The sequence below is a fragment of the Streptomyces sp. NPDC046349 genome, from assembly GCF_055587885.1.
Genome location: NZ_JBVJFK010000006.1, coordinates 450,776 through 474,240, shown reverse-complemented (window position 1 = coordinate 474,240; position 23,465 = coordinate 450,776). Strand labels below are relative to the sequence as shown.

The window sequence follows — 23,465 nt, the reverse complement described above, 5'->3', positions numbered from 1 at the left end:
CGGCGACCGCTGGCCCACCGGCAACCGAACGCCGGTGGCCTGAGGGCCGGGCCGCAGGCCGTGACCGCAGGCCGCAGGCCCGGGGCCGCAGGCTCGAGGCCTGCGGTCATGCCATGGCCGGAGGCCGGGGCCGTGGCCCGAGGACTCCCGGGGCCCGAGGCCGGAGGCCGGGGCCCGTTTCCCCGGGCCCGAGGCCCGTGGCCCGGCGGACGCCGAACGCCCGGGGCCGGACGCCGTGGCCCGGGGCACGTGCCCGGATGCCTGCCCGGGGCCGGACGGCGAACGTCCGAGGCCGGAGGCCGGACGCCGTGGCCGGTAGCCGAACGCCCGGGCCCGAGGCCCGTGGCCCGAGGCCCGTGGCCCGGCGGACACCGAACGCCCGAGGCCGGACGCCGCGGCCCGGGGCCGAACACCCGGGCCCGGGGCCCGTGGCCCGGCAGAGGCCGAACGCCCGAGGCCGGACGCCGTGGCCGGTAGCCGGAGGCCCGTGGCCGAGGGCCGGACGGCGAACGTCCGGGGCCCGAGGCCGGACGGCGTGCCCGGGGCCGTACGCCCGTGGCCCGGGGCCCGGACGCCGAACGCCCGTGGTCGGAGGCTGAACGCCGTGCCCGGGGCCGAACGGCCGTGGCCCGGGGCCCGGGCGGCGAACGACCGTGGTCGGAGGCCGAACGCCCGAGGCCGGACGCCGTGGCCCGCGGCCCGTGCCCGGATGCCCGTGGCCCGGGGCCGGGCGCCGTGGACCGAGGTCCGTGGACCGAGGTCCGTGGACCGGGCGGTCGGGGGTCGGGGGTGGGCGCGGGCGGGGGGTGGCCCGTCGGCGCGGCTACGGGCGGCCCTGGAGCCTGGCCGAGGAGGTGCGGGTCGTCGGGAGCTTGCCGTACAGCTTCTTGCCGGGGCATTCCGTCGCGAAGCCGTCCCGGTGGCCCGAGATGACGTTCATCGAGACGTTCCTGCCCTTCGGGTAGCGGTTGCCGCCGCCCGACTTGAGGGTGGTCCTCGCGCGCGGGTCCCGGCCGAAGAGGCCGAGCTTCCAGGCGGTGAGGCGGGCGACCGCGTCGACGGCGGCGGCCGGGGGCGCCGAGTTCGTGAAGGTGCCGAGCACCGCCACGCCCATGCTGTCCGTGTTGAAGCCCATGGTGTGGGCGCCGAGGACCGGCTTGGAGACGCCCCCCGCGCGGCCCTCGTAGACCGTGCCGCACTTGTCGACGGCGAAGTTGTAGCCGAAGTCGCGCCATCCGCTGCTGACCACGTGATAGCGGTACAGGCTGCGCAGTACCGCCGGGGCGTCCTTGCAGGCGTAGTTGTTGCCGGAGGCGCTGTGGTGGACGAACGCCGCCTTCACGGTGTTGGTGTAGGCGAAGGCCTTCTCGCGCAGGGACTCGTCAGCGCCCCACCCCTTGCGGGTGACGATCCGGGGGCGCGGGCCGATGTACGGGGCGGCCGCAGCGCTGAGTTCGCCCTCGGCGGCGAAGACGGCGTCGGCGGTGGAGTCGGCCTTGTTGAGCTCGGTGATCTCGTTCGCCCCGAGCGAGGCGTGCGGCACGTTCGCCGCGGAGGCCTCGGCCATCTCCATGGTCAGGCCGGGCGCGACCATCTCGCCCTTGTCGTCGGCCGGGCCGCTGTTCTTGCCGTCCGAAGAACCGGCCGGAGCCGCGGCGCCCGGGTCGACGAGTTCGATGCGCATGCCCGAGGGCAGCCGGGAACCCGCGCGGGTGGCCGGGGCGTCCAGTTCCGCCTGGACGCGGACCTCCACGCCGTCGGACTCGCCCACCCACAGCGGGGCGGTGGCGCCGCGCACCCGGCCGGAGTCGCGCTCCACCGCATCGGGGTCGGCCGCGTGCTCGCTGTTGTGGACCTCGACGTCCTGCCAGTCGGACCAGGTGGCGGTGCGGACGGAGCGGGTGCGGACCTGGACCCGGCCGTTGAGCTGGGCGGTGACGTCGTCCCAGACCACACCGACCATCGAGAACGTCTTGACCTCATGGGCGGTCAGGCCCTGCGTCTCGGGGCCGCGGGGCGAGGCGCTCATTCCGGGGACGCCGGGGCTGCGGTCCGCCGCGGGCCCGAGGGGGACGAGCGGCAGCGACTGGGTGGACCCGGCCGGGGTCACGGGGACGGTTTCGGCGAGTGCTGGAGTCGGGAGCGCGAGGGGCAGGGCCAGTACGGCGGCCGTCGCGACGCCGATCGAGGAAGCAAGGAATCCACGCATGACAAGGATGGTGGGCACGCCCACCACGGCGCGCCATCCGAGATCTGATGCTCCGTCCGCTGCGACGCCGATACCCCTCCCCCGTACGGAGGAGCCGCGGCCCCCCGGACGGGCGAGGGCCCCGCGTACCCTGTGCCGGGTGAACGCCATTGACCGCACCCCTGCCGACCTGCTGCGATCCGCGCTCGCCGCCGATCCGGGCCGCCCGCTCGTCACCTTCTACGACGACGCCACCGGCGAACGCGTCGAATTGTCCGTCGCGACCTTCGCCAATTGGGTGGCCAAGACCGCGAACCTGCTCCAGGGCGACCTGGGCGCCGAGCCCGGCGACCGGCTCGCGCTGCTGCTCCCGGCGCACTGGCAGAGCGCCGTATGGCTGCTGGCCTGCGACTCGGTCGGGGTCGTGGCCTCGGTGGGCGGGGACCCGGGCGACGCCGATCTCGTCGTCAGCGGTCCGGACACGCTGGAGCAGGCCCGGGAGTGCGGCGGCGAGCGCGTGGCGCTGGCCCTGCGGCCGCTCGGCGGGCGCTTCCCGCAGGCCCCGGCCGGTTTCGCGGACTACGCGGTCGAGGTGCCGGGGCAGGGCGACCGCTTCGCCCCCTTCGTGCCGGTACAGCCCGACGCTCCCGCGCTGGTCGTCGGCGGCGAGGAGCTCTCGCACACGGCGCTGGTCGCCCGGGCCCGCGAGGACGCGGCGAGGCTCGGCCTCGGCGAGGGGTCGCGGGTGCTGACCGGGCTGGGCTACGACACCTGGGAGGGGCTGTCCGCCGGGCTGTACGCCGCGCTGGCCGCGGGGGCCTCCGTGGTGCTCTGCCGGAACCTGGACCGGCTGTCCGCGCAGGCGCTGGCCCAGCGGACCGAGAGCGAGCGCGTCACCCACACGGTCTGACCCGGGGCACGGCCCGTCACCCGCACTGATCAACCTCGGGAACGGCCGATCTGTCACCCGCATGGCCCTAGACACGACCCTGCCCCCGGGCCGCTCCGGCACCCCGGGGGCAGGATCGGCAGTGGCCGTGCTCACCCGTACGGCTGCTCGCAGCGGCGAGGGGACGCACGCCAGTGACGGACAGCTCAGGCATACCGGGCGGCAGCGATGCGGCCGGAGGCGAGCGACGGCCTCCGTGGACCCGCAGGCGCCGGCTGCTGCGCTGGATCGGCCTCGGTCTGACCCTGCTGGTCCTGACGGGGGCGGCCACCGGCTGGTGGCTCTACAACAAGCTGGACGGGAACATCACCGAGGACACGTCGGCCGCCGCCGAGCTGGAGCGCTACGAGCGCGAACGCCCGGCCCTCCTCGCCACGGGAGCCCAGAACATCCTGCTGATCGGCTCCGACTCGCGCTCGGGCAAGGGCAACGCCGGCTACGGGGAGGACAAGGGCACCCAGCGCTCGGACACCACGATCCTGCTGCACCTGCCGCAGGACCGCAGGAGCGCGACCGCTGTGTCGATACCCAGGGACCTGATGACGGAGATCCCCTCCTGCCTGCAGCCGGACGGGACCCGCACCGGCGCCTCCTTCGCGCAGTTCAACTGGGCGTTCGAGTGGGGCGGGGCCGCGTGCACGATCCGGACCGTGGAGAAGCTCACGGACATCCGGATCGACCACCACATGGTCATCGACTTCAGCGGGTTCAAGCGGATGGTGAACGCACTCGGCGGGGTGGAGGTGTGCCTCAAGGAGCCGATCGACGACGTGCAGGCCAAGCTGAAGCTGCCCGCCGGCCGGCAGACCCTGCGGGGCGAACAGGCACTGGGGTTCGTCCGCGCCCGGCACAGCCTGGGCAACGGCAGCGACACCGAACGGATGGAGCGCCAGCAGCAGTTCCTCGGCTCGCTCGTCAAGAAGGTGCAGAGCAACGGCGTTCTGCTGAACCCGACACGCCTGTACCCGCTGTTGGACGCCGCCACCTCCTCGCTGACCACCGACGCCGGACTGGCGTCACTGCGCAACATGTACGAACTCGTACGGGGCGTACGGGGCATACCGACCCATCGCGTTACGTTCCTGACCGTGCCGCGCCGACCCTACGCACCCAACCCCAACCGGGACGAGCTGGTGGAACCGGACGCGGCGCGGCTGTTCCGGCAGCTGCGGGAGGACGAACCGGTGACGGTGACCCCGCCGGAGCCGAAGGCCTCCGCGGCGGCCCGGTCCGCCGGAGCGACCGCCCCGACCCCGGCCGAAAGCACCAGTGGCAGGGTCGTGGAAGGGAATTCGACCCGCGAGGGAACCCCGACCCCCTCCGCACCCATCCCTACCTTTACAGGAACGACCGCAGGGAACGCAGGGTGCCGGTAAAGCAATCCCAAAAGCCGGTGACCGAACCGAGTGGGATGGGTGCTTCACCCCGTTATAAGGGGAGTGGAATTTGTCACCACCATGGTTTGCGGCCGAACAGGACGGATAAGGTGAGCGATCCGGTGCCCGGCCGGACCGGAGACCGGGCACCAGCAGCCGGATCGTTGACCGTGCGCCTTGGGGAGGCGCGTCGCGAGGCACCCGACGGAGGATTCGAGCAACCGTGGATGCGCAAAGCCGTGGGCGGGCGGATGAGATCGACCCCGCAGACCAGTGGGTGCTCAATCCCCGCACCGGCCACTACGAGCTGCAATTGAGCGACTCCGCAGCGCGAGAGCGGCCCAAGGTCGCCGCGCCCCGCAGGTCCTCGTCGGCACCCGCCGCTCCCACCGCCCCCTCCCCCGGCGTGCCCGCCCCCCGCCGCGGCGACGCCCCGCCCGGAGGCCGCAGGGGCGGCCGTTCACGCAAGGGCGGCGGCGGTAGCGGCGGACGCCGCAAGAAGGCCCTGCTGATCACCAGCGGGACGCTGGCGCTGCTGCTGGTCGGCGGCGCCGCGGCGGCGTACCTCTACTACGACCACCTGAACGGCAACCTCAGCGTCACCGACATCGCGGGCGCCGGCACCGGCGGGTTCAAGAAGGACCAGGCCATCAACATCCTGGTCATCGGCACCGACAAGCGCAGCGGTGCGGGCAACGAGGGCTACGGCGACAAGGACAGCGTCGGCCACGCCGACACCACCATCCTGTTCCACATCGCCAAGGACCGCTCCAACGCCACCGCGCTGTCGATCCCGCGCGACCTGATCACCAACATCCCGGACTGTCCGACGAAGCAGCCGGACGGCACCACGAAGACGGTCCGCGGCTCCAAGGGCGTGCGCTTCAACAACAGTCTGGGCCAGGAGGGCCGTGACGCGGGCTGCACGATGCGCACGGTGAAGGACCTCACCGGCATAGAGGTCGACAACTTCATGATGGTCGACTTCAACGCCGTCAAGACCCTCAGCACCGCGGTCGGCGGAGTGCCCGTGTGCCTGGAGAAGGCCGTCGACGACGAGGACTCCAAGCTCAAGCTCTCCCAGGGCGAGCACCGGCTGGAGGGCGAGCAGGCACTGGCCTTCGTACGGACCCGGCACGCCTTCGGCAACGAGAGCGACCTGGACCGCATCAAGACCCAGCAGCAGTTCCTGGGTTCGATGATGCGCGAGATGAAGTCCAAGGAGACGCTGACCAGCCCGAAGAAGTTCTTCTCCCTCGCCGAGGCGGCCACCAAGTCGCTGACGGTGGACCAGGGCCTGGGCTCGATCGACAAACTCACCGACCTCGCGTCCGAGTTGAAGGACATCGACCTCAAGAACATCACCTTCACCACCCTGCCGGTGCTCGACAACCCGGCCGAGAAGGTGAAGGCGACGGTCGTGGTCAACCAGGCCTTGGCCGACCCGCTGTTGCAGATGATCCGGGGGGACGTCTCGCTGACGGAGGTCGAGAAGAAGGAGCAGGCCGCGAAGGAGGCGGCCGACGCCGACGCGAAGGCCAGGCAGGACGCGCTGCTCCAGGGCAACCGGGCGCCCGCAGGGGACGTACGGGTGGCCGTCTACAACGGTGGCGGGCCCAAGGGCGCCGCCTCCACCACGTTCGGCTGGCTGCAGGACACCAAGGGGATGTCGAAGGCCAGCAACCAGGGCAACGCACCGTCGAAGGTGGACGCCACCCAGCTGGAGTACGCGCCCAACCAGGCCGACCAGGCCCGTGCGCTCGCGGACGCCCTGGGGCTGCCGGCCACCGCGCTGAAGATGGGGACGACGGACGCGGCGGCGAAGACCCCGATGAAGCTGACGCTGGGACCGGACTTCCAGAAGCCGGGCACCCCGCTGGCGCCCCCGGTGCCGCAGGAGCTGCCCAAGGACGTCCAGCAGGCCCAGGCAGACAAGGCCGTCTGCGCCAAGTAGCGGGACGTGCCCGGTCGCACCGGGCACCCCAACGACCAGAAGGACCTTGAGGGGGATACGCGTGAGGCACAGCGACGTGCGGGAGGAGGGGGCGAGCGCCCAGGCCGACGGGGACATACCCGGCGGCGGGACGGACGCGCCCGGCACGGTGCCCCGCCCGAGGGGCGGCTCGAGGTCGGCCCGCAGGGCGGAGGGCGCCCGTCCCGCCAGGCGGGGCCGCCGGCGCGTACTGCGCTGGGTCTCCTCCGTCCTGTCCCTGCTCATACTCGGGACGGCGGCGGCCGGCTACCTCTACTACCGGCACCTGAACGGCAGCATCCAGACGGACGCGCTCAACCTCGGCGAGAACAAGCTGGGCGGTTCCAAGCCCAACGCCTTCGGGCAGACCCCGCTGAACATCCTGCTCATCGGTTCCGACGCACGCGACGACGCGGAGAACCAGGCCCTCGGCGGAGCCACGGACAGCTTCGACGGCCCGCCGCTCGCGGACGTCCAGATGCTGCTGCACCTGTCCGCGGACCGCAGCAACATGTCGGTGGTCTCGATGCCGCGCGACACCATGCTGATGATGCCCAAGTGCACCGAGCCGGGCGGCAAGGTGCACCCGGCCAGCAAGGGCCTCGTCCAGACGAACGAGTCGATCCAGCGCGGCGGACCCGGCTGCACGGTCGCGGCCTGGACCGAGCTGACCAAGATCCCCATCGATCACTTCATGATGATCGACTTCAAGGGTGTGGTCCGGATGGCCGACGCCATCGGCGGCGTCCCGGTCTGCGTCGAGCAGAACGTGCACTCCCGCACCCGGGACGGCAAGGGCTCCGGCCTGAAGCTGCCCAAGGGCACGAGTGTCATCCAGGGCGAGACGGCCCTGCAGTGGCTGCGCACCCGCTACGGCTTCGAGGACGGCACCGACATCGGCCGTACCCACGCCCAGCACCAGTACATGAACTCGATGGCCCGGGAGTTCCGCAAGAACGCCAAGCTCAGCAACCCGGTCAAGCTCAACAGCCTGGCCCAGGCGGCCATCGAGGCCATGGTCGTGGACACCGGCCTGAACAAGATCGACAAGCTGTTCGACCTCAGCATGGAGCTGAAGAAGGTCCCGCCGGGCCGGATCACCATGACCACCATGCCGTGGATCTACAGCACCAAGCCCGGCCTGGACGGTCGTGTCGAGCCCAAGCCGGGCGAGGCCGAGGACCTGTTCAGGATGGTCCGCGAGGACATCGCCCTCGACGGCCAGGGCTCCGGCTCCCCGGCGGCCTCCGCGACCCCGGGCGCACCCGCCTCGCCGTCCGCCCCGGCCCAGCAGCCGACCACGGCCCCTACGGCCGCCGCCACGGCCGCACCGCCCGCGAAGATCGCGGTCACCGTCCGCAACTCGACCGGGGGCAAGGACGGCACCGAGGCCAAGGTGAAGGGCCGCGCGAGCGAGGTCGCCGCCCTGCTGACCGGCAAGGGGTTCACCAAGGTCGTCGCCGACACCCAGACGGGTGCGGAGGACACCTCGGTGATCCGCTACGCCACCGACGCCCAGGCGGCCGACGCGGCGGCCGTGGCCGCCGCCCTCGGCCTGCCCGCCGGGTCGGTGCAGAAGTCCGACCAGGTCGCCGGGATCGTCGTGTTCGTCGGCAAGGACTGGCGGACCGGCGGCACGCCGACCCCGCCGCCGCCCGCCCCGACCAAGGCCCCTGACTCCGCCCACGCGCTCAACGGCGACAACGACCAGGCCTGCATGCCGATCCAGCCCGGCTTCACCTGGTAGCGGGCGCACGGAAGGGGCCCGGCTCGGAAGCTGCGTACGCTCGCCGCTTCCGCGCCGGGCCCCTCGGGCCCTGTCGTACGTCTCAGGCCTGCGGGACGCCGGGCACCACGGCCGGGCGGCGGCTCGCGATGAGCTTGTCCGCCAGGGCACGCGGGCTGGTCAGGAAGCCGAAGCCCCAGGACAGGTGCATGGTCGCCAGGGCGACGGGGATCTGCGCCCGGGCCTTCAGCGACAGTCCCCTGCCCGCGGGGACGGAGCCCGCGGCGATGGCCGCGAGGTAGCCGGCCGGGACGGCGAAGCCCAGCGGGGTGACGGTCGCACCCACAACCACGCCCGCGGCGAGCGCGCAGACGAGGGTCGGCGGGGCCAGGTAGCGCATGTTGATGGAGCCCGAGTGGTACCGGGCCACCACATGCCGCCAGCGGCCGTAGTCCTTGTACTGCTTGGCCAGGGCCTTGACGGAGCGCCGCGGGCGGTACTGGACCTTCAGCTCGGGCGAGAACCAGATCAGGCCGCCCGCTTCGCGGATGCGGAAGTTCAGCTCCCAGTCCTGGGCGCGGATGAACTCCTCGTTGTAGCCGCCCTGCTGCTCCAGCGCCTCGCGGCGGAAGACGCCGAGGTAGACGGTCTCGGCCGGGCCGGCCTGGCCGCCGGTGTGGAAGGGGGCGTTGCCGACGCCGATCCTGGACGTCATCGCTGCGGCGACGGCCTCTTCCCAGGCGTTCTCGCCTTCGGCGTGCATGATCCCGCCGACGTTCTGCGCACCGGTCTCCTCCAGAAGGCGGACGGCGGTGGCGATGTAGTTCGGCGAGAGCATGCCGTGACCGTCGACGCGTACCACGATGGGGTGACGCGAGGCCTTGATGGCGGCGTTGAGCGCCGCCGGTGTCCGGCCGGTGGGGTTCGGGACGGTGTGGACGCGGGGATCCTCGGCGACGAGTTCCGCGGCGATCTCGTCGGTGCGGTCCTTGGACGGCCCGAGTGCGATCACCACCTCCATCTCGCCCGCATACTCCTGTTCCAGGATGTGGCGGACGGACTCACGGAGGTAGTGCTCCTCATCGAGCACCGGCATGATCACCGAGACTGCGGGCTGCTGGGCGGGCATGTGGTCCTTCAAGGTCGGGTATCGGTGTCACGTTACCGCGTACGGGGGAACCGGGTGCGCGCCGAGTGATCGGTAAGGACAGCGGCTGATCGTATGGGCCTACTGTTCTGTCGAATCAGCCGGCTGAGCCGCATGAGGGCCGGCCCGTCCTTCGACCGGTATCCCTGTGCTCTCCGCGGAGGTGTCCCCCGTGCCCCAGCCGCACCGTCCCATCCGTCCCGCCGGGCCGCCCCGGCCTCAGCGCGTGCGGCGCGGCGGCGGACCGGCCCGGCACCGGGAGGGCCGGCCCCGTTGGGGGGTGCGGATCGCGGCCGGGATGTCGGTGGCGGTGCTGGGCTCCGGGGCCGTCGGGCACGCCGTGATGACCGGTCTGGACACCGGGATCGAACGGGTGGACCCGTTCAAGGACATGAAGAACCGCCCGCAGGCCGGACACGGCATCAACTTCCTGCTCGTGGGCACCGACGGCCGGGAGAAGATCGGCCCCGAGGAGAAGCGCGAGTACCGCCTGGGCGGAGCGCCCTGCCACTGCACGGACACGATCATGCTGGTGCACCTGTCGGCGGACAAGGAGCGGGCCAGCGTCGTCAGCCTGCCCCGCGACAGTTACGCCGAGGTGCCCGCGCACCGCGACCTCGTCACCGGAAAGGCGCACAAGGCACACCCCGTGAGGCTGAACGCGGCCTACGCCGAGGGCGGGCCCAACCTCACCGTGCGGACGGTCGAGAACATGACGCGGGTGAAGATCGACCACTATCTGGAGGTCGATTTCACCAGCTTCATGAGGACGGTCGACGCGATGGGCGGCGTCGAGATCTGCACCGCCAAGACGATGCGCGACCCGAACACCGGCCTCGACCTGCTGCCCGGCACCCACCGGCTGACCGGCGGACAGGCCCTGCAGTACGTGCGCTCGCGCCACGTCGATGGCGCCTCCGACCTCGGCCGGATGCAGCGCCAGCAGCGGTTCGTCGCCGCCCTGATCAAGCAGGCGACCGGGGGCGGGGTGCTGCTGAACCCCGTCAAGTTCAAGGAACTCAGCTCCACCCTGCTGGGCTCGGTCCGCGCCGACAAGGGCTTCGGCGCGGAGCAGATGCTGGCGCTCGGGCAGGCGATGCGGGACTTCACCCCCTCCTCCTCCGAGTTCGCCTCGGTGCCCATCGCCAGCCCCTCGTTCCGCGTCAAGGGCATCGGCTCCACCGTGAAGTGGGACGAGCCGAAGGCGGCCAAGCTCTTCGAGGCGCTGCGCGAGGACCGGCCGCTGGCCCCGGCCCGGCCCGGCACCGCCGCCGGCCGGCCGGCGGCGGTGCCGGTGGACGTGCCTCCGGCGCAGGTCCGGGTCCAGGTGGAGAACGGGACCCGGATCGACGGGCTGGGCGGGCGCGTCGACTCCGCGCTGCGCGCCACCGGTTTCGACACCACGCGTGCCCCGGGCAACGGCGCCAGCCGCGACGTCAAGCGCACGGTGATCACGTACGACCCCCGATGGGACCGCTCCGCGCGGTCGGTGGCGACCGCGCTGCCGGGCAGTGAGCTGCGGGCGGTCGCGGGGCAGGGCCGGACGGTCACGGTGATCGCGGGCGCCGACTACCGCAAGGTGGTGCCGGTGCGTGCGGAGGACCCGTACCAGGGTGCGTTCGGGGTTGTCAGCGGCGACCAGGTGGTCTGCGGCGACTGAGGGGCCCGTACGCGCCGTACGGGCCCGGGGCGGGGCGGGGCGGCCGGCCTCAGTCGTCGAAACCCTGGGCGGCGCGCTCCTCGCGCAGGGCCATGATGGCCTGGCGGCGGGCGAGCCGGTGGGTGCGGCGGATCTGGGCCTCCTGGTAGCGCCGCTCGTCCTGCTCCGTCTCCGGGAGCACCGGCGGCACCTGGCGGGGCTTGCCGTCGGAGTCCACCGCGGTGAAGACGAGGTAGGCGCTGCCGACCTGGGTGGCGGGGGTGGACTCGTTCCACCGCTCGGCGAGGACGCGTACGCCGATCTCCATGGAGGAGCGGCCGGTCCAGTTGCACTGGGCCTTCACGTGGACGAGGTCGCCCACGCGCACGGGTGCGAGGAAGGCCATCTCGTCCATGGAGGCGGTGACGGCCGCACCGCCGGAGTGACGGCCCGCCACGGCGCCGGCGGCGTCGTCGACCAGCTTCATGATGACGCCACCGTGCACCGTTCCCAGGAGGTTGGTGTCGTTGGCGGTCATGATGTGGCTCAGGGTCGTCCGGGAGGCGGCGGTCGGCTTCCCGGGCAGCTCGCCCGGTATCTGTGTCATACGGACACCTTAGTTGGGTCATGGAGGCATCAGCTCTGCAACAGCACCGGTACGGAACCTCCCCCGGGCTGTCGCGGGCGCCGCCCGGGCAGGCATCCTTGGGCGCATGAATGACTGGCCAGAAGGTCGTGACGACGCCTACGGACGCGGCAGCGCGCGTCCGCAGCCCGAAGGTGTGCAGCGGATGCGGCACATCCAGCGGCAGCCCCAGCAGCCGCCGCGGCCCCCGCAGCCCGTGCAGCCGCCGCGGCCGCAGCGCCCGGCGGGGCCGGTGGCCGCGCCCGGCGTCCCCCCGCAGCAGGCGGGCGGCCACGACACGTACGGCGGTTTCGACAGCGGCTACAACACCGGGCAGGTCTACGGCTCGCCCTCGGGCGGCGCCCCGGGCCGGCCGCAGGGTCCCGGCGGACCGTCGGGCCCCGGCGGCCCCGGCCGGGCGCCCGGCCCGGCCCCGGACTGGCGCAAGCGCATCAAGGTCGGCTCGATCGTCCTGGTCTCCGCGCTCCTTGTGACATCCGTCTCCACCTACTTCTGGGCCGACTCCAAGGTGCGTCGTGAGGTGGACCTCTCCAAGGTCATCGAACGGCCGAAGGAGGGCGACTGCACGACGTACCTGATCGTCGGCTCGGACAGCCGCGAGGGCATGTCGGCCGAGGAGAAGAAGAAGCTCCACACGGGCTCGGCCGAGGGCAAGCGGACCGACTCGATGATGATCCTGGCGAAGTGCTCCAGCGGGAACACCATGATCTCGCTGCCGCGCGACTCGGACGTGGAGATCCCCTCCTTCGTCGGCTCCCAGTCCGGCAAGACGTTCCCCGCGCAGGGGCGGCGGGTCAAGCTGAACGCGGCGTACGCCGAGGACGGCCCCGAACTGCTGGTGCGGACCGTGGAGCACAACACGGGCCTGCGCATCGACCACTACGCGGAGATCGGCTTCGCCGGCTTCGCGAACATCGTGGACGCGCTGGGCGGCGTGGAGCTCGACATCGAGCAGGGCTTCAAGGACGAGAAGTCGGGCGCCGACTTCAAGGCGGGCAGGCAGACGCTGAACGGCGAGCAGTCGCTGGCCTTCGTACGGACCCGCTACGCCTTCGCCGAGTCGGACCTCCAGCGGACGAAGAACCAGCAGAAGTTCCTGGCGGCGCTCGCCAACCAGGCGGCGACCCCGTCGACGATCCTGAACCCGTTCGCGCTCTACCCGATGCTCGGCGCGGGCCTGGACACCCTCATCGTCGACAAGGACATGGGCCTGTACGACATGGCCCAGATGTTCTTCGCGATGAAGGGCGTCAACGGTGGTGACGGCGTGTCGATGAACATGCCGATCTCCGGGCAGCGCGGCGGCAACCTCGTCTGGGACAAGGCCAAGGTGCAGCAGCTGGTGAAGCAGATCCAGAACGACGAGAAGGTCACCGTCCGCGGCAACTGACCGCGGCGGCGGCCGCCCCGCCTCCCCGGACCGGGATTCAGGCGTCCGGGGAGAAGCGGATGGCGGCGGCGGGCAGTTGCGCCTCGCACCACACCCGGGCGCCGGCCCGCAGTTCGTTGTCGGCGCCCACGACGGCGCCGTCGCCGACGACGGTGCCGTCCAGCACGGTGCGCGCGCCCACGGAGGCGCTGGCGCCGATCAGGCTGGCGCTCACCTGCGCGTCCGGGCCGATGACCGCGTCGTCGAGCACGATGGAGCCCTGGACGACCGCGCCGGCCCCGATCCGGGCGCCGGCGCCGACGACGGTGCCGCCCGACAGCTTGGCTCCGGCGGCCACCTGTGCGCCGGGCAGCACCAGGGACTCACCGCGGCGGCCGGGTACGGCCGGGGAGGGGACGACGCCGCGGACGAGGTCGGCGGAGGCCTGGATGATGGATTCGGGCCTGCCGAGGTCCATCCAGTAGGTGTTCTCGGTGACTCCGTGCAGCTTGGCCCCGGCGGCGAGCAGGCCCGGGAAGGTCTCGCGCTCGACGGAGACCGGGCGGCCGGCCGGGATGGAGTCGATGACGCTGCGTCGGAAGACGTAGCAGCCGGCGTTGATCTGGTCGGTGATGATCTCTTCGGGCGTCTGCGGCTTCTCGGTGAAGGCCAGCACCCGCCCGTCGGGGTCGGTGGGGACGAGGCCGAAGGCCCGCGGGTCCTCGACCCGCACCAGGTGCAGGGAGACGTCGGCGGCGGCGGCCTCGTGGGCTTCCACCAGGCCGCGGATGTCCAGGCCGGTGAGGATGTCGCCGTTGAAGACGAGGACGGAGGAGTCGGGGCCGCCGGTCAGGCGCTGCCCGGCGTTGCGGATGGCGCCGCCGGTCCCGAGGGGTTCGTCCTCGACCACGTACTCGAGGCTGAGGCCGAAGTCGGAACCGTCCCCGAAGTACGGCTCGAAGACCTCGGCGAGGTAACAGGTGGCCATGACGATGTGCGTGACACCGGCGGCGGCGGCCCTGGCTATCTGGTGGGCGAGGAACGGGACGCCCGCCGTGGGGACCATCGGCTTGGGCGTGTTCACCGTCACGGGACGCAGCCGTGTCCCCTGTCCGCCGACCAGCAGGATCGCTTCCGTCATTGCGCGTTCTCCCCAACCGATTCCGGCGTACGAAGGTCCAAATTTAGCCCATCCGGGGATGCCCGGAGGCCGGTGCCGGATGTGCCGGCCGGCGCGCGCACCGTACGGGCGCTGCGCTCGGTATGTCATGAAATGACCGGGTGTTCGCGCTGTGAGGGGCGAACGGATCGGCCCGGCCGGGCAGTTGCGGGCCCGGGGTGCCGGAAGCCCTGCTCGCGGCGTCCGTCCCGTACCGGGACGAACCCGGCAGCCGTGGGCGGTGCGGCGATCCGCTGCGGGCGGATCGGTACAGGACGACCCCCGGCCCGGGCCGGGGGTCGTCCTGGTGCGCGGGCCGGAGCCTCGCGGCTTACGGCAGGTTGCGGGCCATGACGATCCGCTGGACCTGGTTCGTGCCCTCGTAGATCTGGGTGATCTTGGCGTCGCGCATCATGCGCTCCACCGGGTAGTCACGGGTGTAGCCGTAGCCGCCGAGGAGCTGGACGGCGTCCGTGGTGACCTCCATGGCCACGTCGGAGGCGAAGCACTTGGCCGCGGCGCCGAAGAACGTCAGGTCGCCGTCGACGCGCTCGGACTTGGCGGCGGCCGAGTACGTGAGCTGGCGGGCGGCCTCGATCTTCATGGCCATGTCCGCGAGCATGAACTGCACGCCCTGGAAGTCGCCGATCGGCTTGCCGAACTGCTTGCGCTCCTGGACGTAGCCCTTGGCGTAGTCCAGCGCGCCCTGAGCGATGCCGAGCGCCTGGGCGGCGATCGTGATGCGGGTGTGGTCGAGGGTCTTCATCGCGGTGGCGAAGCCGGTGCCCTCGGCGCCGATCATGCGGTCGGCGGGGATCCGGACGTTGTCGAGGTAGACCTCGCGGGTCGGGGAGCCCTTGATGCCGAGCTTCTTCTCCGGGGCGCCGAACGAGACGCCCTCGTCGGACTTCTCGACGACGAAGGCGCTGATGCCCTTGGAGCGCTTCTCCGGGTCGGTGACGGCCATGACCGTGTAGTACTCGGAGACGCCCGCGTTGGTGATCCAGCGCTTGACGCCGTTGAGCACCCAGAAGTCCCCGTCGCGCACGGCGCGGGTCTTCATGCCGGCGGCGTCGGAGCCCGCGTCCGGCTCGGAGAGGGCGTAGGAGAACATCGCGTCGCCCTTGGCGAGCGGGCCGAGGTACTTGGCCTTGAGCTCCTCGGAGCCGGAGAGGATCACCGGGAGGGAGCCGAGCTTGTTCACGGCCGGGATGAGGGAGGAGGAGGCGCAGACGCGGGCCACTTCCTCGATCACGATCACGGTGGCGAGGGCGTCGGCGCCCGCGCCGCCGTAGGTCTCGGGCACGTGGACGGCGTGCAGGTCGTTGGCGACCAGCGCGTCGAGGGCCTCCTGCGGGAAGCGGGACTCCTCGTCGACGGCGGCTGCGAACGGCAGGATCTTCGCCTCGGCGAGCGAGCGGACCGACTCGCGGAGCATGTCGTGCTCCTCGGCCGGGCGGTACAGGTCGAAGTCGGCAGAACCCGCCAAGATCTCTCACTCCCCAGGGTGACACGCGTTACGTGATGCTAACTACCGTTAAGTAACCCAATCCTAGTGTCCCGGTCACGGATGGCGATATGGACGGGCCACGTGAGCTGCGTGACAGAGACGGTGCTCCTGGGGAACGTCCCCGCGTGTCGGCCCGACTATGCTCAGTGGCCGCAAACGGCCCCGCACCTCTGGAGCACCCATGGCCCCCCTCAGGATCACTGTGATCGGCACCGGCTACCTCGGCGCGACCCACGCCGCGGCGATGGCCGAGCTGGGCTTCGAGGTGCTGGGACTGGACGTGGTGCCGGAGAAGATCGAGATGCTGGCCGCGGGCCGGGTGCCGATGTACGAGCCCGGGCTGGAGGAACTGCTGGCCAAGCACGTGGCCGGACTGCCCGGCTCGACCGGGCGGCTGCGGTTCACGACGTCCTACGAGGAGGTCGGCGCCTTCGGCGACGTCCACTTCGTCTGCGTGAACACCCCGCAGAAGCACGGCGAGTACGCGTGCGACATGTCCTACGTCGACTCCGCCATGGCCTCGCTGGCCCCGCACCTGACGCGGCCGGTGCTGGTCGTCGGCAAGTCCACCGTGCCGGTGGGTTCGGCGCAGCGGCTGGCGGAGAAGCTGGTGGAGCTATCCCCGGCCGGCGACGACGTGGAACTGGCCTGGAACCCGGAGTTCCTGCGGGAGGGCTTCGCCGTGCAGGACACCCTCCACCCCGACCGGATCGTGATCGGCGTCCAGGGCGAGCGCGGCGAGAAGCTGCTGCGCGAGGTGTACGAGACCCCCATGTCCGAGGGATCGCCGCTGGTCGTCACGGACTTCCCGACCTCCGAGCTCGTCAAGACCGCCGCCAACTCCTTCCTCGCCACCAAGATCTCCTTCATCAACGCGATGGCGGAGGTCTGCGAGGCCGCCGGCGGTGACGTGGTCAAGCTGGCGGAGGCCATCGGCTACGACGAGCGGATCGGCGCGAAGTTCCTCCGGGCCGGGATCGGCTTCGGCGGCGGCTGCCTGCCGAAGGACATCCGGGCCTTCATGGCGCGCGCGGGCGAGTTGGGCGCGGACCAGGCGCTGACCTTCCTGCGCGAGGTCGACTCCATCAACATGCGGCGGCGCGGACACATGGTCGAGCTCGCCCGCGAGGCCGTGGGCGGGTCCTTCCTCGGCAAGCGGGTCGCCGTGCTGGGCGCCACCTTCAAGCCGGACTCGGACGACGTACGGGACTCGCCCGCACTGAACGTCGCGGGCCAGATCCACCTGCAGGGCGGTCAGGTCACCGTCTACGACCCCAAGGGCATGGAGAACGCCCGGCGGGTCTTCCCGACCCTCGGGTACGCGGACTCCGCGCTCGCGGCGGCCCGGGGCGCGGAGGTGGTCCTCCACCTCACCGAGTGGCGCGAGTTCCGCGACCTCGACCCGGCGGAGCTCGCCTCCGTCGTGACCGACCGGCTCGTGCTGGACGGCCGCAACGCGCTGGACCCGGTGCGGTGGCGTGCCGCCGGCTGGACGTACCGGGCGATGGGGCGGCCCCGAGCCTGACCCCTGCGGGGTTGCCCGGCGGGTCTGCCCGGCGCGGTTGCGCCGGGGGCGGCGCCGTGACGGGGGCGCTGCCTCGGCCCCCCGCGCCTCAGACGCCGGCGGGGCTTGACCTGCGGCGGGCGGTGAATTCGGCGTCGCGGATCACGCGCTGGGCGTTGCCCCAGGTGAGCAGGGCGAGGTCGGACTCCGGCCAGCCGCGGTCCAGGAGTTCCGCGATGAGCCGCGGGTAGCCCGACGGGTCGGTCAGGCCGGTGGGGCGGGGGCCGGGCGGCTCGGTGCCGAAGGCCCCGCCGAGTCCGACGCCTTCCGGGCCCGCGACCGCCCGCACGTGGTCGAGGTGGTCCGCCACCGCGTGCAGGGAGTCCCCGGTGCGCGCGGTGTCGAAGGTGACCATCGCGAGGCCGTTCGACTCGCGCAGCAGAGCGAGCACCTCGTCGGACACGTTTCCCGGATGCGGGTTCAGCGCAGCGGCCGCCGTGTTCGAGATGATCACCGGGGCCTTCGAGGCGCCCGCGAGCTGACGGGCGACGGCCGGCTCGCAACCCGCGAGGTCCAGCAGGATCGCCAGCCGGTTCGCCTCCTGCACCACCTCGTGGCCGAAGGCCGTCAGTGTCTCCTGCGCCCAGGGTGCTCCCGCGGGCGCGAGGGCCCGTACGCCGAGCGCGTGGAAGGCGCGCAGCGCGCCCAGCGAACCGGTCAGCGCACGGCCCGGCACGGGGCCGAGGAACGAGGCGATCCGGCCGCGGTTGCGGGCGTCCGCCATGTCGTCGGCGCTGAGCGCGAGGCAGAGGCTGTCGGGGTAGCGGCGGACGAGGGCCAGTGCCGCGTCGATCTGTTCCAGGGTGTCGGACACCACCTGGTCGCCGACCGCGTCGTCCTCGGGGGCCCGGGCGGCCTGCGGCGGCACCAGCAGGGACCAGAACTGGGCCCCCACTCCCCCGGCGCGCAGGCGCGGGATGTCCGTGTCGACGCCCGCGTCGGGGGTTTCGATGTCGTGGTACGGGCTCTGGCGCAGGGTCCAGACCAGGGTGTTGCACCCGTCGGCGACGGGGTGGACGGACAGCAGCGCGGCGGCCCGTTCGAGGGTGCTCGCCTTCGTCTCGGGTCCGGCTGGGGCCTGGAGGTCCTGGGCCCCGATGCCCACGGGATGGGGTTCGTCCTGCAGGTCGGCCATGGCGTTCGCTCCGGTCTCGGCGGCAGCAGGGAGAGCTGGAGCCACCGTGACACGTGCTGCGGCGCGGCCGCCCGGCAGGTGCGGCGTTCGAGTGAACCGCGGTCACACCGCGTCACCACACCCACCGGATCTGGCGCTTCGCCCTAGATCACCGCGTTCGAGGGGCCCCGGGCCGCCGACATGTCGCGTGCGACCGCTTCCGCGTCGCGCAGCGCGCGGACCGCGTTGGACCAGGTCAGCTTGGCCAGGTCGGCCCTGGACCAGCCCCGCGCCAGGAGTTCCGCGACCAGGTTCGGGTAGCCCGCCACGTCGTCCAGGCCGGAGGGGGTGAAGGCCGTGCCGTCGTAGTCCCCGCCGATGCCGATGTGGTCGACCCCGGCCACCTCCCGCATGTGGTCCAGGTGGTCGGCCACCGTGGCGGCCGTGGCCACCGGCCGCGGGCGCTCCGCCTCGAACGCCCGGTGCAGGGCCATCGCCTCGGGGGTGGTGTCGAGGTGGTGGAAGCCGTGCGCCCGCAGGTTCTCGTCCGCGGCCAGGGTCCATTCCACCGCCGCCGGCAGGATGAACTTCGGGACGAAGGTCGCCATCGCCACCCCGCCGTTGGCCGGCAGCAGCGCCAGCACGTCGTCGGGGATGTTGCGCGGGTGGTCGCAGACCGCCCGGGCCGAGGAGTGCGAGAAGACCACCGGCGCGGCCGAGACGGCGATGGCGTCCCGCATCGTCGTCTCGGCGACGTGGCTGAGGTCCACCAGCATGCCGACGCGGTTCATCTCGCGGACGACCTCGCGACCGAAGTCGGTCAGGCCGCCGTGCCGGGGCTCGTCGGTCGCGGAATCCGCCCAGTCGATGTTGTCGTTGTGCGTGAGCGTCATGTACCGCACGCCCAACCGGTGCAGGGCGCGCAGCGTGGCGAGCGAGTTGTTGATGGAGTGGCCGCCCTCGGCGCCCATCAGAGAGGCGATCCGGCCGGCGGCGCGGGCCTGCTCCATGTCGTCCGCCGTCAGCGCCCGCACGAGGTCGCCCGGATAGCGGTCGATCAGCTGGGCGACCGCGTCGATCTGCTCCAGGGTGGCGCTGACCGCCTCGTCGCCCGCGTAGTCGGACCGTACGTACACGGACCAGAACTGGGCCCCGACACCCCCGGCGCGCAGCCGGGGGATGTCGGTGTGCAGGTGCGCGGACTGGTCGCCCGCGATGTCCCGCTGCGCCAGGTCGTAGCGCACCTGCTGGCGCAGCGCCCAGGGCAGGTCGTTGTGACCGTCCACGACGGGGTGCTCGGCCAGCAGCTCGCGCGCCTCCGCCAGACGCTGCGCCGCGCTCACTTGCCGAACCCGAAGGACTCCGCGTTCGCGACCTTCGTGCGCAGCCGCTTGCCCTTCTCGGTGGCCTGGTCGTTGAGCTCCTGCTGGAAGTCGCGCATCCGGGCCAGCAGCTCCGTGTCGTGGGCGGCCAGCATCCGTACGGCCAGCAGGCCGGCGTTGCGCGCCCCGGCGACCGAGACGGTGGCGACGGGAACCCCCGCCGGCATCTGGACGATCGACATCAGGGAGTCCATGCCGTCGAGGTACTTCAGCGGCACCGGCACGCCGATGACCGGCAGCGGAGTGACCGAGGCGAGCATGCCGGGCAGGTGGGCGGCTCCGCCCGCGCCCGCGATGATCGCCTTCAGGCCGCGCCCGGCGGCCTGCTCCCCGTACTCGATCATCTCGCGCGGCATCCGGTGGGCGGAGACCACGTCTACCTCGTAGGGGATCTCGAACTCGTCGAGGGCCTGGGCGGCGGCCTCCATCACGGGCCAGTCCGAGTCGGACCCCATGACGATGCCGATGACGGGCCCTGCGGCGGTGGTGCTCATTCCGTGACCGTTCCTCTGAGGTAGTCGGCGGCGTGGCGTGCGCGCTCCAGCACAGCGTCCAAATCGTCGCCGTAGGTGTTGACGTGGCCGACCTTGCGACCGTGTTTCACGTCCTTGCCGTACATGTGGATCTTCAGCTGGGGGTCGTGGGCCATGCAGTGCAGGTAGGCCGCGTACATGTCGGGGTAGTCCCCGCCCAGCACGTTCGCCATGACGGTCCACTTGGCGCGGGGGCGCGGGTCGCCCAGCGGAAGGTCCAGGACCGCGCGCACGTGGTTGGCGAACTGGGAGGTCACGGCCCCGTCCTGGGTCCAGTGACCGCTGTTGTGCGGACGCATCGCCAGCTCGTTGACGAGGATGCGGCCGTCGGTGGTCTCGAACAGCTCCACGGCCAGGTGGCCGGTCACGCCGAGTTCCTGCGCGATGCGCAGGGCGAGGGCCTGGGCCTCGCCCGCCAGCTCCTCGGAGAGGTCGGGGGCGGGAGCGATCACCGTGTCGCAGACCCCGTCCACCTGGCGGGACTCGACGACGGGATAGGCGACCGCCTGCCCGTGCGGGGAGCGGACGATGTTCGCCGCGAGTTCGCGGACGAAGTCCACCTTCTCCTCGGCGAGGACCGGGACGCCCGCCTTGAAGGGGGCCGCGGCGTCCTGCGGGGTGCGGACGAACCACACCCCCTTGCCGTCGTAGCCGCCGCGCACCGTCTTGAGGATGACGGGGAACCCGCCCACCTCGTCCGCGAAGGCGGTCACGTCGTCCGGATCGCTCACGATCCGGTGGCGGGGGCTGGGTGCGCCGATCTCGTCGAGCTTGGCGCGCATCACCCCCTTGTCCTGGGCGTGTACCAAGGCGTCGGGCCCCGGGCGGACGGGGATGCCGTCCGCTTCCAGGGCCCGCAGGTGCTCCGTGGGTACATGCTCGTGGTCGAAGGTGATCACGTCACAGCCGCGCGCGAAGGCGCGCAGCGTCTCCAGGTCGCGATAGTCGCCGATGACGACGTCGCTCACGACCTGGGCCGCCGAGTCCTGTGGTGTGTCACTGAGGAGCTTGAATCTGATGCCGAGGGGGATGCCCGCCTCGTGGGTCATGCGGGCGAGCTGACCGCCGCCGACCATGCCGACTACCGGGAACGTCACTCCTCCAGGGTATCCGCCGGTATTCCGCCATCCGGACGTGCCCTGGCGCGATCGCCCTCTGTGCCGTGCGTCGCAGGGTGCCGGAAGGCACAGACGGAGTACAGGGGGGAGACTTAGCATGGGTGGGTTGACGGAGAACACCGGACGCCCCGAGCGGGGGCGGTGACCGACGGGACTGGCCTACTGATGACCACGCAGCGCGGATCGGTCCTCGGACGCGTACGCGGCCTCGTGCGCGAGGTGGCCAAGTTCGGGGCGGTCGGCGGCCTGGGTGTCCTGGTCAACCTGGGTGTCTTCAACCTGATCCGCCACACCACCGATCTGCAGGTGGTCCGGGCGAGCGTGATAGCCACCGTCGTCGCCATCGCCACGAACTACCTCGGCTTCCGCTACTACGCCTACCGCGACCGCGCCAAGAGCGGCCGCACCCGCGAGATGGCCCTCTTCGCCGGATTCAGCGCGATCGGGCTGGTCATCGAGAACGGCGTGCTCTACACCGCCACCTACGGCTTCGGGTGGGACGGCCCGCTCGCGAGCAACGTCTTCAAGTTCATCGGCATCGGCACGGCCACCGTCTTCCGCTTCTGGTCGTACCGGACCTGGGTCTTCAAGGCCCTGCCGCCGGTCGCCGCGCCCGCGGCCACCGGGCCGGCGGCGGAGCCGGCGCCGCGGCGCCGGCCGGAGCGCAGGCCCGAGCAGCTGCCGGAGCCGGAGCCCGCGCACAAGTAGGGCCGGCCGGACCCGCCGCGGTCAGCCGGTGGTGCTGCGGCCGGAAAGGCTCCCCGGGTCGCAGCACCTAGCGGACCGTCTTCTCCCGCTCGGCCGGCTGCGGCGCCGTACGGCTGAGGAAGAGCGCGAAGACCGGGGGCTTCGTCTGGAGGAGCTCCAGACGGCCGCCGTCCGCCTCGGCGAGGTCCCGGGCGACCGCGAGGCCGATCCCGGTGGAGTTGCGGCCGCTGATGGCCCGCTCGAAGATCCGGTTGCCGAGGTCGGGCGGGACGCCCGGTCCCTCGTCCGTGACCTCCAGGACCGCCTGATTGCCGATCACCCTGGTGCGCAGGGCCACGGTGCCGCCGCCGTGCATGAGGGCGTTCTCCACGAGGGTCGCCAGGACCTGGGAGACCGCCCCGGGGGTGCCGACGGCCCGTACCCCCTGCTTCCCGGAGCGCACGATGGCCCGGCCGGCGCTGCGGTAGGCCGGCCGCCACTCCTCCACCTGCTGTTTGACGACCTCGTCGAGGTCGAAGGGGACCGCGGAGCCCGTACGCGGGTCCCGCGAGTTCGTGAGCAGCCGCTGCACGACGTCCGTGAGCCGCTCCACCTGGGTCAGGGCGATCGTGGCCTCCTCCCGCACGGTCGCCAGGTCGTCGGTGACCGTGATCTCCTCCAGCCGCATCGACAGCGCCGTGAGCGGGGTGCGCAGCTGGTGGGAGGCGTCGGCGGCCAGGCGCCGCTCGGCGGTGAGCATCCGGCCGATCCGCTCGGCGCTGGAGTCCAGCACGTCCGCGACCCGGTCCAGCTCGGGAACCCCGTACCGCTTGTGCCGGGGACGCGGGTCGCCCGAGCCGAGCCGCTCGGCGGTCTCGGCGAGGTCGGTGAGCGGGGAGGCCAGCCGGTTCGCCTGCCGTACGGCGAGCAGGACGGCCGCCACGACGGCCAGCAGCGCCACCGCGCCGACCACGGCCAGGGTCCGTACGACTTCCCTGGTCACCGTGGAGCGGGCCTCCTCCACGACGACGGTCTCGCCCTGCTCGCCGCGCGCGGTGCCGCGTACGACGCTGTCGGGGATCGACGCGCCCACCTCCACGACCGGCTGCCCGGGGACCGTGATCCGCGCGTAGTGCCCGGCGTCGAGCAGTTCGGCGAGGGCGGCGGGATCGGTCGGCTGCTTCTCGAGGACGTTCGCCTCGACGACGCTCACAAGCCGCAACGCCTCGGACTCGACCCGGTCCTGGGCGCTGCTGGTGATGGTCCGGGTCTCCACGATGACGAGGGAGACCCCGAAGACGGCGATCACCACGAGCACCACGGCGAGCGTGGACTGGATGAGGCGGCGGCGCATGCGGGGGCCTTTCTTCCGGATCAGGCCGGATC

At 72.2% G+C, this 23,465-nt stretch carries 18 protein-coding genes; 8 read left to right on the top strand and 10 right to left on the bottom strand.

Going from position 1 to position 23,465, the window contains the following annotated elements:
- Positions 1-823: 823 nt before the first annotated feature.
- On the bottom strand, positions 824-2,209 hold the full coding sequence (locus ACZ6JS_RS17420; RefSeq protein WP_469298745.1) for a peptidoglycan recognition protein family protein: 1,386 nt from the start codon (positions 2,207-2,209) through the stop codon (positions 824-826).
- Positions 2,210-2,348: 139 nt separating this feature from the next.
- On the opposite strand from ACZ6JS_RS17420, the gene ACZ6JS_RS17415 reads away from it, so the two are divergent.
- The 4 genes from ACZ6JS_RS17415 to ACZ6JS_RS17400 all read left to right on the top strand — a co-directional run bounded on the left by ACZ6JS_RS17415 (position 2,349) and on the right by ACZ6JS_RS17400 (position 8,232).
- Positions 2,349-3,098: a TIGR03089 family protein gene (locus ACZ6JS_RS17415; RefSeq protein WP_469298743.1), complete on the top strand. Its 750-nt coding sequence runs from the start codon at positions 2,349-2,351 to the stop codon at positions 3,096-3,098.
- Positions 3,099-3,271: 173 nt separating this feature from the next.
- Positions 3,272-4,513: an LCP family protein gene (locus ACZ6JS_RS17410; protein ID WP_469298741.1), complete on the top strand. Its 1,242-nt coding sequence runs from the start codon at positions 3,272-3,274 to the stop codon at positions 4,511-4,513.
- A gap of 223 nt (positions 4,514-4,736) precedes the next feature.
- Positions 4,737-6,467 carry an LCP family protein gene (locus ACZ6JS_RS17405; RefSeq protein WP_469298739.1) on the top strand — a complete coding sequence of 577 codons (1,731 nt, stop codon included), beginning with the start codon at positions 4,737-4,739 and terminating at the stop codon, positions 6,465-6,467.
- 61 nt (positions 6,468-6,528) lie between these two features.
- Positions 6,529-8,232, top strand: a complete 1,704-nt coding sequence (locus ACZ6JS_RS17400) for an LCP family protein (protein WP_469298737.1) — start codon at positions 6,529-6,531, stop codon at positions 8,230-8,232.
- Positions 8,233-8,314: 82 nt separating this feature from the next.
- On the opposite strand, the gene ACZ6JS_RS17395 is transcribed toward ACZ6JS_RS17400, so the two are convergent.
- On the bottom strand, positions 8,315-9,340 hold the full coding sequence (locus tag ACZ6JS_RS17395) for a glycosyltransferase family 2 protein (RefSeq protein WP_469298735.1): 1,026 nt from the start codon (positions 9,338-9,340) through the stop codon (positions 8,315-8,317).
- Between the two features lie 190 nt (positions 9,341-9,530).
- On the opposite strand from ACZ6JS_RS17395, the gene ACZ6JS_RS17390 reads away from it, so the two are divergent.
- Positions 9,531-11,018, top strand: coding sequence for an LCP family protein (locus tag ACZ6JS_RS17390; protein WP_469298734.1), 1,488 nt, complete (start codon positions 9,531-9,533; stop codon positions 11,016-11,018).
- Positions 11,019-11,067: 49 nt separating this feature from the next.
- On the opposite strand, the gene ACZ6JS_RS17385 is transcribed toward ACZ6JS_RS17390, so the two are convergent.
- Positions 11,068-11,604, bottom strand: coding sequence for an acyl-CoA thioesterase (locus ACZ6JS_RS17385; protein ID WP_030034027.1), 537 nt, complete (start codon positions 11,602-11,604; stop codon positions 11,068-11,070).
- Positions 11,605-11,710: 106 nt separating this feature from the next.
- On the opposite strand from ACZ6JS_RS17385, the gene ACZ6JS_RS17380 reads away from it, so the two are divergent.
- Positions 11,711-13,033, top strand: coding sequence for an LCP family protein (locus ACZ6JS_RS17380; protein WP_469298732.1), 1,323 nt, complete (start codon positions 11,711-11,713; stop codon positions 13,031-13,033).
- Between the two features lie 37 nt (positions 13,034-13,070).
- On the opposite strand, the gene manB is transcribed toward ACZ6JS_RS17380, so the two are convergent.
- Both manB and ACZ6JS_RS17370 read right to left on the bottom strand, forming a co-directional pair.
- Positions 13,071-14,153, bottom strand: coding sequence for a mannose-1-phosphate guanylyltransferase (gene manB / locus ACZ6JS_RS17375; RefSeq protein WP_469298731.1), 1,083 nt, complete (start codon positions 14,151-14,153; stop codon positions 13,071-13,073).
- 349 nt (positions 14,154-14,502) lie between these two features.
- Positions 14,503-15,660 (bottom strand): acyl-CoA dehydrogenase family protein, encoded by a 1,158-nt coding sequence (locus tag ACZ6JS_RS17370; RefSeq protein WP_030846609.1) that lies wholly within the window; start codon positions 15,658-15,660, stop codon positions 14,503-14,505.
- A 202-nt stretch (positions 15,661-15,862) separates the two neighbouring features.
- Here ACZ6JS_RS17370 and ACZ6JS_RS17365 point away from each other — a divergent pair, with 202 nt between their 5' ends.
- Complete coding sequence (locus ACZ6JS_RS17365) at positions 15,863-17,206, top strand: UDP-glucose dehydrogenase family protein (RefSeq protein ID WP_469298729.1); 1,344 nt, start codon at positions 15,863-15,865, stop codon at positions 17,204-17,206.
- Positions 17,207-17,294: 88 nt separating this feature from the next.
- Here ACZ6JS_RS17365 and ACZ6JS_RS17360 read toward each other — a convergent pair whose 3' ends face one another.
- The 4 genes from ACZ6JS_RS17360 to ACZ6JS_RS17345 form a co-directional block, all read right to left on the bottom strand.
- Positions 17,295-18,380 carry a membrane dipeptidase gene (locus ACZ6JS_RS17360; protein WP_469298727.1) on the bottom strand — a complete coding sequence of 362 codons (1,086 nt, stop codon included), beginning with the start codon at positions 18,378-18,380 and terminating at the stop codon, positions 17,295-17,297.
- Positions 18,381-18,523: 143 nt separating this feature from the next.
- Positions 18,524-19,702, bottom strand: a complete 1,179-nt coding sequence (locus ACZ6JS_RS17355; protein WP_469298725.1) for a dipeptidase — start codon at positions 19,700-19,702, stop codon at positions 18,524-18,526.
- On the bottom strand, positions 19,699-20,235 hold the full coding sequence (purE, locus tag ACZ6JS_RS17350) for a 5-(carboxyamino)imidazole ribonucleotide mutase (RefSeq protein ID WP_031150900.1): 537 nt from the start codon (positions 20,233-20,235) through the stop codon (positions 19,699-19,701). The genes ACZ6JS_RS17355 and purE overlap by 4 nt, the downstream gene beginning before the upstream one ends.
- Entirely contained in the window at positions 20,232-21,491 is a 1,260-nt protein-coding gene (locus tag ACZ6JS_RS17345) for a 5-(carboxyamino)imidazole ribonucleotide synthase (protein ID WP_469298723.1), read from the bottom strand. Before ACZ6JS_RS17345 ends, purE begins: the two co-directional genes overlap by 4 nt.
- Positions 21,492-21,557: 66 nt before the next feature.
- On the opposite strand from ACZ6JS_RS17345, the gene ACZ6JS_RS17340 reads away from it, so the two are divergent.
- A complete protein-coding gene (locus ACZ6JS_RS17340) occupies positions 21,558-22,100 on the top strand; it encodes a GtrA family protein (RefSeq protein WP_469298721.1) in 543 nt (180 codons plus the stop codon).
- 67 nt (positions 22,101-22,167) lie between these two features.
- Here the strand turns inward: ACZ6JS_RS17340 and ACZ6JS_RS17335 are convergent, their stop codons facing one another.
- Positions 22,168-23,433, bottom strand: coding sequence for an ATP-binding protein (locus tag ACZ6JS_RS17335; RefSeq protein WP_469298720.1), 1,266 nt, complete (start codon positions 23,431-23,433; stop codon positions 22,168-22,170).
- Positions 23,434-23,465 lie beyond the last annotated feature (32 nt).